General features: G+C 63.6%; 9 protein-coding genes, 2 tRNA genes and 2 riboswitches. Of the genes, 5 read left to right on the forward strand and 6 right to left on the reverse strand.

The features are described from left to right. Positions 1 to 494: 494 nt before the first annotated feature. From SCA01S_RS00020 to SCA01S_RS00040, 5 genes are all read right to left on the reverse strand, one after another. Complete coding sequence (locus SCA01S_RS00020) at positions 495 to 890, reverse strand: hypothetical protein (protein ID WP_062781589.1); 396 nt, start codon at positions 888 to 890, stop codon at positions 495 to 497. Next, a complete protein-coding gene (locus SCA01S_RS00025) occupies positions 887 to 1,438 on the reverse strand; it encodes a hypothetical protein (RefSeq protein WP_062781592.1) in 552 nt (183 codons plus the stop codon). Before SCA01S_RS00025 ends, SCA01S_RS00020 begins: the two co-directional genes overlap by 4 nt. A 21-nt stretch (positions 1,439 to 1,459) precedes the next feature. Further along, positions 1,460 to 2,764 carry a ComEC/Rec2 family competence protein gene (locus SCA01S_RS00030; protein WP_062781594.1) on the reverse strand — a complete coding sequence of 435 codons (1,305 nt, stop codon included), beginning with the start codon at positions 2,762 to 2,764 and terminating at the stop codon, positions 1,460 to 1,462. A 452-nt stretch (positions 2,765 to 3,216) separates the two neighbouring features. Beyond that, entirely contained in the window at positions 3,217 to 4,413 is a 1,197-nt protein-coding gene (locus SCA01S_RS00035) for a tyrosine-type recombinase/integrase (RefSeq protein ID WP_062781597.1), read from the reverse strand. Between the two features lie 164 nt (positions 4,414 to 4,577). Next, a tRNA-Thr gene (locus tag SCA01S_RS00040) sits at positions 4,578 to 4,653 on the reverse strand. A gap of 185 nt (positions 4,654 to 4,838) precedes the next feature. Between SCA01S_RS00040 and SCA01S_RS00045 the strand changes: the two genes are divergently transcribed. The 3 genes from SCA01S_RS00045 (at position 4,839) to SCA01S_RS00055 (ending at position 6,310) form a co-directional block, all read left to right on the forward strand. Beyond that, complete coding sequence (locus SCA01S_RS00045) at positions 4,839 to 5,087, forward strand: HP1242/YdcH family protein (RefSeq protein WP_062781600.1); 249 nt, start codon at positions 4,839 to 4,841, stop codon at positions 5,085 to 5,087. 128 nt (positions 5,088 to 5,215) lie between these two features. Beyond that, positions 5,216 to 5,292: transfer RNA gene (locus tag SCA01S_RS00050), tRNA-Met, on the forward strand. A gap of 139 nt (positions 5,293 to 5,431) precedes the next feature. Next, positions 5,432 to 6,310, forward strand: a complete 879-nt coding sequence (locus SCA01S_RS00055) for an oxygenase MpaB family protein (RefSeq protein WP_062781603.1) — start codon at positions 5,432 to 5,434, stop codon at positions 6,308 to 6,310. Positions 6,311 to 6,320: 10 nt separating this feature from the next. Here SCA01S_RS00055 and SCA01S_RS00060 read toward each other — a convergent pair whose 3' ends face one another. After that, positions 6,321 to 7,319 (reverse strand): hypothetical protein, encoded by a 999-nt coding sequence (locus SCA01S_RS00060; protein WP_062781606.1) that lies wholly within the window; start codon positions 7,317 to 7,319, stop codon positions 6,321 to 6,323. Between the two features lie 158 nt (positions 7,320 to 7,477). Next, a riboswitch (cobalamin riboswitch) is annotated at positions 7,478 to 7,719 on the forward strand. 146 nt (positions 7,720 to 7,865) lie between these two features. Between SCA01S_RS00060 and SCA01S_RS00065 the strand changes: the two genes are divergently transcribed. Both SCA01S_RS00065 and cobW read left to right on the forward strand, forming a co-directional pair. Next, entirely contained in the window at positions 7,866 to 8,933 is a 1,068-nt protein-coding gene (locus SCA01S_RS00065; protein WP_084390681.1) for a HoxN/HupN/NixA family nickel/cobalt transporter, read from the forward strand. 70 nt (positions 8,934 to 9,003) lie between these two features. After that, positions 9,004 to 9,224, forward strand: a riboswitch (cobalamin riboswitch). Positions 9,225 to 9,418: 194 nt separating this feature from the next. Beyond that, positions 9,419 to 10,456, forward strand: coding sequence for a cobalamin biosynthesis protein CobW (gene cobW, locus SCA01S_RS00070; RefSeq protein ID WP_062781609.1), 1,038 nt, complete (start codon positions 9,419 to 9,421; stop codon positions 10,454 to 10,456). Positions 10,457 to 10,459 lie beyond the last annotated feature (3 nt).

Consider the following 10,459-nt stretch of genomic DNA (forward strand, 5'->3'; position numbering starts at 1 on the left):
GGCTGATACGGTCGAAGATGTCGGCGATCGCCGCCAGCAAACGACTCTTTCCAACGCCGTTTTTCCCAATCATCACCGATACCCACGACGAAGCCACACTCTCGTCGGGAGGCGCCAGCTCTACGTCGATCGGCTCTTGAGCTTGGTATCGACCCGCTGAGCGCGAGTGCCTTACGAGGCTGCCAGAGACGGATAGCAGCCGGAACCCATACTTCATGCCTTCACCCGCCAACTATGATCGCATTCATGCCGACCGATAGATATGTGCCGACGACGCGTCGAGCGCTTCTGGCATCTTCTGTATCTGACACCGTGCTCGTGCGAGTCACGCTACTTCTCGAGACCGAGATCTCCCAGCTGAACGTCCGATGTTGGGGCGCCTCGCTGACAGTCCACTTAGATATGCTCCTTAGCAGGTTCTACCACGAAGCGGCCATCCACGGTGGCTGATCTGAACGACCGGCTTTGGTCGTCTCCCGACACGTCTAAGGCACTCACCGGAGGCTAAGGCATTTCCGACCCAGTCTTATCGACAACGACATCGCTGCCGCGGACAGTAGCACGAGCAGTACTTCGGTTGCCGCAAAGGCCGCTTTCATGTCGTCATATTGCCAATCCTGCCCCCGAAGTCCCGCTGACGACGTTGCGACATCGATCAATCGCGGAAGGAAGATGGCCGCGATAGCCGTCGAGCCGACGGCGAGCGGAAGTGCTTTTGACCAGAAGGTACGCGCTAACCTTTTACGGAGGGTCGCTCGCTCCGCACGAAGCCTGGGTTCTGTCTCGTCGATCGCTTTGGACACGTCTCCGAACCAGAGCCCGAGGAGTACCGTGACCACTGCGAGCAGCAGGCTCGCGGTGGCGATGATATTGGCGACTTCGTCGGTCACGGGTGGTATACGCCCGCAAGCTCAAGATAACTGTCCTCCGGGACGAGATAGCTCATTCCAGTCCCCGCTTCTCGGAGGATCCGTTTAAGATCGCCATTCCGTTCGGCAAGGATGTCATTGAGATATTCGATGACGATGGGATTCGTCACAGTGACATGACGAAAGCCGTCGGCCTCCGCTTCGCAGTCTTGAAGCAGCGCGATGACGGCATCGCGGATCGGCTGATCAAGCCGCAAGCGATAGCGCGAAAGCAGCTTGCGGATTAGTGAACTAGCACCCGTACTCGTCAGATTGAACCACCGGCCTATGTCGGCCGCCTTCGGAATCCGACCATTGAAGGCTTCCGTGATTATCAGCAGTAAGCGATGCTCGCGGTTATCGGGGCTGCGAAGGACAGCTTGACCAAGAAGCATATCGACATATTCGCGAAGTGCAGCGCGGCCAAACTCCGCCATCCGGGCATTGAGTTCGGCCTGCGTGCAGCGGAGAACCTCCTGAAGTTCCGCCTCCTCCGCCGGTGTCAGATTCACGGACGTGTTCACGTTCATTCTATCTCTCCTAGGCGAACACTATCGCTGCGCGAGCGCCAGCGAACAAAATCCGGGGCATGCCAGCTTTGGAAGCGGAGCGGTGGCAGACCACGAAAGGCCGATGTGACCGGCGGCCGGGCGTAAGTCGGGCGTGTGGCGGTCGATCGGGGTAGCTGGATTCTTATGCCGGTGCGGCCACATGTTAGCGTGGTGATTATCGTAAGTCGTGGAACGCGGATGGGCGAACGTGTTGCCGGCGCCGTATGAATAGGCCGCTCGAGAAGCGACGTGACCAACGCAGGTCGGAGTCGCCTTATTACGCATGTCAGCACCATGGTGGGGCACGACTACCGCATGGCAATCAGCCAGACCGCTAGGGATCACTGAATAGCGCGCATCACCTGTTAGCAGGATTGGTTTCTCGCCAGGAGGGCCATCGACCAGGGTCGCAAGCCCAGTGTTGTTCCGCCCCTTCACGCCTGTGCATTTCTCGAGAGTGACCTGACCAATCGTCAATCCTGTCAGGCCGGCAGGCCAGATCAGGAGCTGACCATTTTTTACGATCAATGTAGCGAGCGCGGAATGGACGGCGCCGAGCTTCTGATTTGGGGCTAGCCAGGTCATGCTAGTCGCTTGGCTGAAGCGCAGGCCCGACGACCAATGGTCCCAATCCCAGTGCGACAGAATGATGGGCGGCTTATGCGTCAAACAGATGTTGGTGAGGGTCGAGGGAAAGGATGACGTGTTCGCCAGCACGCCTCCACCTAGATCAAAATAGGCGAGCGGCATCGCTGCCGCATCGCAAAGACCGTTGGCTGAACCCTGCCCAACGTCATAGACGGCGACCCATTCAATGGCGGCAGAAAGACCAGCAAGAGCAAATCTGATCTTCTGTTCGGGAGCAACATGGGGGGCAAGATCGAAGGCGGCAGATAGGCTTGCCGATACTCGCGCCGGCACCGCGCTGACCTTGCTGAAACCGACACGAATGCCCTCGGCAAATAGTCCGGCATAAAGGATGACGTCGTCACCCCCTGCATCTATGTCAATTTGAACCCATTCAGTCGGGCCATCATCGTCCTCGTCATCGCTCGAAGGCGGGGCAAGGTTCGCGCGCTGATAAATGTCACTTGGCGTATCAAGGACGGAAAGAGGCGCGCCCGAGGCGGTTTCGAGCCAACGCTCGGCATTCCCACCATCGCCCATGAATTCGTCAAACCAAGCCGCATCGATCGCTTCGAAAAGGATGCGCCCGTCAGCATGCTGATCGTAGCTTGCGTAGACGCGCCTTGGAATCTCGCGCGGATAGTCTTCTACATCGAAGAAACGGTTGGTCATCACCATCCTCGCCAATCATGATTGATCTATGGCATCGCCGACCACGCTGCTTCAAGATCCTAGAACTTTATGCTCCTCCCGGTCGAGCGCAACCTCAGCCCCGCAATTTATACAAAGGGCGATTTTTCACAGTACTGAGCGATCACCGCAACCTGATGTATGCGAGGTTTTTCAGTCGTTTATTTGAGCGGAGCCAGCATCTTGGCGGATGGGAAGGAGCGGCTAGGAAGGCGTCCCGCGTCGCCAGCACGGCCACGCCGAACCGAACTGACCGGAATCTGGGACGGCTCAGAGGTTCGGGGATGACCAGCTTTGGCGCGTTGCGGACCATCAACTTGATCGGGTCTATTGGCAGCTACTGTCGGTACCGGACGTTCACCGTAGTGAATGCGAACGGCCGGGTCTGGTCGTTTCCTTCCCGTAAGCTGGGCAGCCTTTGATCGGCTGCCCAGCTACGCTCACTCTACGGACCGCTTCAGACCATCCAGGTAATCGCTCCACCACTGCGCCATCTTTACGCGTTCGTCCCAGTGTTGCCCTCTGGCGTAAGTGCCGCGCACGGCGTTGGAATGCCCATGAGCCAAGGCCCGCTCGATTGCGTCGAAATGCCACAACCCGCTTTCGTTGAGCAGCGTGCTGGCCGTAGCCCGCCAACCATGGGCCGTGACGGTATCCTGATCGAAGCCCATGCGACGAAAGGCTAGGTTGATCGCGTTTTCGCAGATCGGCACCGTAAACTTGCGCTGGCCAGGAAACATGTAGGGTAATTGCCCGGTACGCTCCTGCAGGGACCGCAGCAATTCCAGTGACTGACGCGAGAGCGGGACAGAGTGGGGCCGGCGCAATTTGGTGCGCTCGGCAGGGACGCGCCAGACGGCACCCTCCCAGTCGATCTCATCCCATTTGCCAAAGCGCAATTCCCCCGGCCGCAGGAAGACATGCGGCAGAATCTGCATGGCCAGTTTGACCACTTCGGTGCCGGTAAACTCATCGATGGCACGCAGTAGCACGCCGAGCTTGCGCGGCTCGAGGACGGCAGCACGGTGCTTGACGAGGGGAGCGGCGAGGGCGTCGTCGAGGAGGGCGGCTGGATCGTTTTTGCAGAGCCCCAGAACGGCGCCATGGCGGAACACGCGACTGGCGAAGGCACGGGTGCGGCGGGCCGTCTCGCGCTTGCCTTCGCTTTCCACCTTGCGCAGGACGTTCAACAAGTCCGGTGGTGTGATGTCGGCGATCGGTAGGTGTCCGACAGTATGGGAGAGGTGAGAGAGGAACCAGTGCGCCTTGGTGATGGTTGCGGGCGCCTTGCCGCTGCGTTCCAGCCGCACGCTGATGAAATCCTCAGCAACGGCGCGGAACGTGTTGCTGGCGTGCAGGCGGGCCTCGATCTTCTTCTTTCGGCGCTCGACGGCCGGATCGCCGCCATCGCGAATCAAATCGCGCGCCTTGTCACGCAGGATGCGAGCCTTTTTCAGCCCGACGTCCGGCCATTGGCCGAGCGACAGGCGCTTCTCGACGCCGTGGAGGCGATATTTGAAGTACCAGATCTTCGCGCCAGAGGGGCGGACCTCAAGATAGAGGCCTTTTTCGTCGGGCTTGCGGTAGGGGGAGTTTGAAGCCGAAAACCCGTTTATTTGCAGAGCCTTAAGCGACATTTGGGGGCAACGCCTTTTGCTAGGCTCCCGTTTCCCCCAGAAATGCCCCCACTTGGCGTAAAAAGTGGTGAGAAATCCTGGGACAAAGCGAGAACATCCGGAAGACAAAATCGACCGAAAATCTAGCCAAATCAATGCGTTGAGACGTTTTGGGAAGAAACCCGTGGTGCCGCTTACAGGACTCGAACCTGTGACCCCCGCATTACGAATGCGATGCTCTACCAACTGAGCTAAAGCGGCCCTGCCGTGTGGGCTGGCGGGCGATTAGCTTTGCACGCACGGGATTGCAATGGGTTTTGCACGCGCTGCCGGGTTTTTGTGGATATCTCTGCACAGCCATGGCCATGCCGGTTTGATGGAGCGCAATGCGCCGCGTGCCCAGGCCGGCATGATCGCGTGCACGAACACCTTTGCAGGAGCAAGCGATGACCCACGTGCCCGGTGATCTCAAGGATGCCTTTCCCGACGATGCCGCGCTGTTGCACGCGCTCAAGCTCGGTAATGCGCATGTGCACCGCCTGGTCGAGGAGTATCACACGCTCAACCATGCGGTGCACCGGATCGAGAGCGAGGTTGCGCCCAGCTCTGACCAGCACGTGGAAGCGCTCAAGAAGCAGCGGTTGGCGGTTCTGGACGCGCTGGCCGAACAACTGGTGCTTGCCAAGGCTGGCTGAGCGCACAACGGCCATGCGCAAGCCTGTGGAGAACATCGGGATCGCTGGAAAAAAGCAGGTTGACGGATCAGCCCGCGCCGCCTAATCGGCCGCCCTACCGCGCGTCGCCAGACGCGGCGCGGACCTGGGGCGGAGTAGCTCAGTCGGTTAGAGCAGCGGAATCATAATCCGCGTGTCGGGGGTTCGAGTCCCTCCTCCGCTACCACTTTTCCTGATATTCAGCAGCGATAACGGCGCCTCGCAAGTGCGCTGTCGCCAAGTGCGCAGTGTTTTGCCCGCATGGCCGTGTCCTTGCATTGGCTTTGCGCTGGCGCTGCACGTGGCCTTGCGGCAAACCCTTGGGCATGACCTCACGCCGTGATCTTGGCCCTGCCGCAACGCTGCGGCGACTGCTTGTCGGGCGGGTGCAGGCGTTGTTCCATGATCGGGCCAAGGGCGAAAGCCCGATCGTGCGTTCGAATGATGCGCTGTTTGCGCCGGATTCGGTGATCTGGCGGGTGCATGGCGATGTCACCACGATGATGATCGGGGGCGTGACGGCGCTGCTGCTGCAAATGCTGCACCCGGCAGCGCTGGCTGGCGTGTGGGACCACAGCACTTTCCGCAAGGACATGCTGGGCCGCTTGCGCCGCACCGCGCGGTTCATTGCCGTGACGACTTACGCAGAACGAGGGCAGGCAGATGCCGCGATCGACAAGGTGCGGGCAGTGCACGAATATGTGCAAGGCACCCTGGCCGACGGCACGCCCTATCGCGCCAGCGACCCACACCTGCTGGCTTGGGTGCACGTGTGCGAGGCTATCGGTTTTCTCGATGCGTGGATCGCCTATGGCGAGCCCGGCATGTCAACCGCCGACCAGGACACCTATATGCGCGAGGCGGGTGTGGTGGCGCGCCGGCTTGGCGCCGATCCGGTGCCGGAAACGCGCGCGCAAGCCGAGGCACTCATTGCCTCCTTTCGCCCTGAACTGCATGCGGATCAGCGCACACGGCAGGTCGCGCGCATGGTGCTGTCGCAGCCGTCGCCGTCGCTGGCCGCCGCTCCGGCCCAGCACCTGCTGTTCCAGGCGGCGGTCGACCTGATGCCGCCCTGGGCGCAGGCGCTGCACGGGCGCCGCCTGTCGCTGCCGGCGATGCCCATCGTGCGCGGTGGCGCCATGGCCATGGCACGCACGTTGCAATGGGCGTTTGCCCCGGCCCGCCGCCTGCCACCGGCAGGGTGATCTGCGCGGTTCAGGGCTGGCCCAGCCGCCATTGCAACAGGCGCACGAACGGCTCTGGCTCATCCAGGCGGAACGCCACGCGCCTGATGCGGCGGCGGCGCAGCAGGCGGTGATGATCGATCGGGGCGCACAAATGCACGATTACATTGGGCCAGGCCAGCAGCGCCGCATTGAGCGTGGCGGCATCGCGCACGTCGGCGCCGTCGATGGCCATGCTGACGCTCTCGATGCGGTTGAGCGGTACTGCCACGTCGAGGAGCAGCCCGGCGCGAATGCGCAAGCTGTCTGCCTCCAGCAGGATCGGGCGAAAGCGGAACGATTTGACCACGCCCACCAGGTAGACCAGCCCCAGGTCGCTGACGACGAACATCGCCAGGGCCGCCAGGCGGCTCCAGTGGCCCAGAAAGATGTGATAGACCGCCGCTTCGATGGCCGAGAGCGACAGGAGCGTTATCGCCATCGGCGTGAGGTGCCGGTGATAGGCAAAGGCGCGGGCGCCGGGTGGAACGTCGGCCGGTCCTCCCCAGCGCAACAGGGCCATGTGCAGCACCGCCAGTTCCGCGCGGGCCAGGCGCACCAGGGCAGGGGGCAGGAATTGTGCGGCCACGCTTTCCCAGCGCGCGGCCGTGCCGCCCCGGCGCACGATAGCCAGCGCCTGCCTACCGGCGAGGGCAAGGTGGGCAAGCAGCGCCAGCGCCATGGCCGCCATCGTGCCGGGCATGGCCAGCAAGGCGGCGCGCAGGGCCGGCGGCGCGGCCATGCTAACGAGGCAACAGGCGCCTGCCAGCGTCGCGCATACGGTTCGAACGTCGGGACGGCCGGCGCCATCGCGGATGATACGTGACAACAGCAGGCTATCGGCGGCCAGCCACAAGCAAAGCCACAAGGACAGCGCGGGGTGGCTTTGCGCCACCGGTAGGCGTGCGGCCAGCATGGCGGCAACGATGACGACGGCCGGGGCCAGGTGCGCTGCCCGTCGATAATGCGCGATGCGTGCGGCTGGAATCATCCTGCGCGGCCTCCTGCAACGGCGGTGATGCCGGGCAGAGCCGATCATTGTCCAGCGCGCCGTAACTCGCAACCACCGAAAACGCAGTGCCACCATCGCGTGGGCGTTGCACCGCCGCTGCCGGCTGGCTATGCCCATCGGACCTGGCGGGTTTTCCGCTGGGCAAAGATCGCGCCGGTGCCCGGAAGGGCTCAATCGGGAATGCGGTGCGGGGCCATGGCGTCCCAAATCCGCGGCTGTCCCTGCAACTGTAAGCGGCGAGCGCGATGCATACCGCCTTTCCCGATATCGGCGGGGAGGGCAGCCACTGGGCCGGACGCCGAGACGGGCGAGGCCTGGGAAGGCATGCATCAAGCCCTGACCCGCAAGCCAGGAGACCGGCCGGCGCTTGGTCGCTCATGCCTTGGTCCAGGGGATGGCCGCGGCACGGTTCGTTCCGTCAGAGCGACGCCGCCTGGCCGGCGTGTGGCTGCGTGGGCGCCTTGTGGCGTGCGCGTGGTGTCATGCGTCCGGCTCCGTCGCCATTCTGGCCGGAGTATTCCGCTCGTGCCTGTTTCCTTTCCTGTTCGCCGCCTGCTGGCCCGTTCGGCCGCGCCCTCGCTGCGCCGGCGTATCGCTGCTCTTTTGGCGGCGCTCCTGCTGGCCAATGCCCTTGCCTGGCTGTGGGCGCTGGGCCTGTTCCATGATCAGCCGCTGATGCTGGGCACCGCCGTGCTCGCCTGGGGGCTTGGCCTGCGCCACGCGGTCGATGCCGATCACATCGCCGCGATCGACAATGTTACCCGCAAGCTGATGCAGCAGGGGCAGCGGCCGATCGCCGTGGGCCTGTGGTTTGCCCTGGGCCACGCCACGATCATCGCCATCGCTTCGATCCTGGTGGCGCTGACGGCCACGGCACTCGCCCGGTTTGGCGCCTTTCGCGAGGTGGGCGGGATGATCGCCACAACGATATCGGCGCTGTTCCTGTTTGCCATTGCCGCGATGAACCTGGTGATCCTGCGCGGCGTGTGGCGCACCTTTGCCCATGTGCGGGCAGGGGGCGCTTATGTGGAGGAAGACCTTGACCTGCTGCTGTCGGGCCGGGGCCTGCTGTCGCGCCTGTTCCGCCCGATGTTTCGCCTGGTCACGCGATCGTGGCACATGACGCCGCTTGGCTTTCTGTTCGGGCTGGGTTTCGATACGGCCACGGAAGTCGCGCTGCTCGGCCTGTCCGCCAGCCAGGCGGCGAGCGGCCTGGCGTTGGGCACGATCCTGGTGCTGCCCGCGCTGTTTGCGGTGGGCATGGCGCTGATCGATACGATCGATGGTGTGGTCATGCTTGGCGCCTATGAGTGGGCCTTCGTCAAGCCGATCCGCAAGCTCTATTACAACATCACCATCACGCTGGTTTCGGCGCTGGTGGCGATCGTGATCGGCGGGATCGAGGCGGCCGCACTGATCGGCCAGAAGCTGGGCCTGACTGGCGCGCCATGGCGGTTGGCGGCCGATCTTGCCGGCAATTTCAACGGGCTGGGCTTTGCCATCATTGCCCTGTTCGCGTTGTGCTGGCTGGCCAGTGCGGCGATCTATCGCTGGCAGCGGCTGGACGAGATCGAGGTGGTTCGCGCAATCTGATGTCATGCCCGGTTGGCTTGGCCGGCGAACTCGGCTAGGAGGGCAGCGCAGGCAGCGGTTTCGGCCGGTGCCTTGCAAAGATCGCGTCGGTGCCCCGAGAGGGGCTTAATCGGGAATGCGGTGCGGGGCTTTGCCCCAAGTCCGCAGCTGTCCCTGCAACTGTAAGTGGCGAGCGCGATGCACTGGTCCCCGCAAGACGGGGATGGCCACTGGGCCCCAAGCGGGCCTGGGAAGGCGTGCATCAAGCCCTGACCCACGAGCCAGGAGACCTGCCGGCGCACTGGTCGCTCTTGCCTTGATCCAGGGGATGGTCCGGGCACGGTAATACTTCCGTCTGGGCGACGAAGACTTGTGCGGCTGGGGCTGCACGGGTTGCGTTGTGGTGGGCGCTTTCGTGCGCCGGCCCGCTGCCGCGCGCCTGGCCGGATCGTTTTCCGGCAAGCCCTGCCGTGTCGCTCGCCTGGCGCCGCGGAAGGGTTTTGTGCATGCCGGATCTGGCAAAAGTGCCCGTCACCATCGTGACCGGCTTTCTTGGTGCGGGAAAGACCACGCTGATCAGCCACTTGATTCGCCACGCTGGCAGCCGCCGCCTGGCCGTGGTGGTCAACGAGTTCGGCACGCTGGGGGTGGATGGCGATATCCTCAAGTCCTGCGCCATTCCCGATTGTCCGGCCGAAAACATCGTCGAACTGGCCAATGGCTGCATCTGCTGCACCGTGGCCGATGATTTCATCCCCACGGTCGAACGCCTGCTTGCGCTCGATCCCCGGCCCGATCACATCCTGATCGAAACCTCGGGGCTGGCGCTGCCCAAGCCCTTGCTCAAGGCATTTGACTGGCCGGCGATCCGCAGCCGCATCACCGTCGATGGCGTGCTGGCGCTGGCCGACGCAGAGGCGGTGGCCGCCGGCCGCTTTGCCCCCGATCTCGCCGCGCTCGACGCGCAGCGTGCCGCCGATCCGGGTATCGATCATGAAACGCCACTGGCCGAAGTGTTTGAAGACCAGTTGGCGTGCGCCGATCTGGTGCTGTTGACCAAGGGCGATCTGGCCGGGCCGGAGGGCTTGGCCAAGGCGCGGGTGATCATTGCTGAGACGGCGCCGCGCGCGGTTCCGGTGATCGACCTGGCCGAAGGCGCGGCCGATCCGCGCGTCATCCTGGGGCTGAACGCCGCAGCGGAAGACGATATCGCCGCCCGCCCGTCGCACCACGATGGCGCCGACGATCACGAGCACGACGATTTTGCCAGCACCGTGGTGCCGCTGGGCGAAGTGGCCGATCCGGCCGACCTGGCCGTGCGCATCGCCCGCCTGGCCACAGAGCACGGCGTGTTGCGCGTGAAAGGCCATGTCGCCGTGGCGGGCAAGCCGATGCGCCTGCTGGTCCAGGCGGTGGGCGCGCGGGTGCGCCACCAGTATGACCGGCCCTGGCAGGCGGGCGAGCCGCGCACCGGGCAACTGGTGGCGATTGCCGAGCGCGACAGGCTCGACCCGCAAACCATCAAGGCGGTGCTGGCGGCCTGAGCG

The sequence above is a fragment of the Novosphingobium capsulatum NBRC 12533 genome (assembly GCF_001598375.1).
Lineage (GTDB): Bacteria > Pseudomonadota > Alphaproteobacteria > Sphingomonadales > Sphingomonadaceae > Novosphingobium > Novosphingobium capsulatum.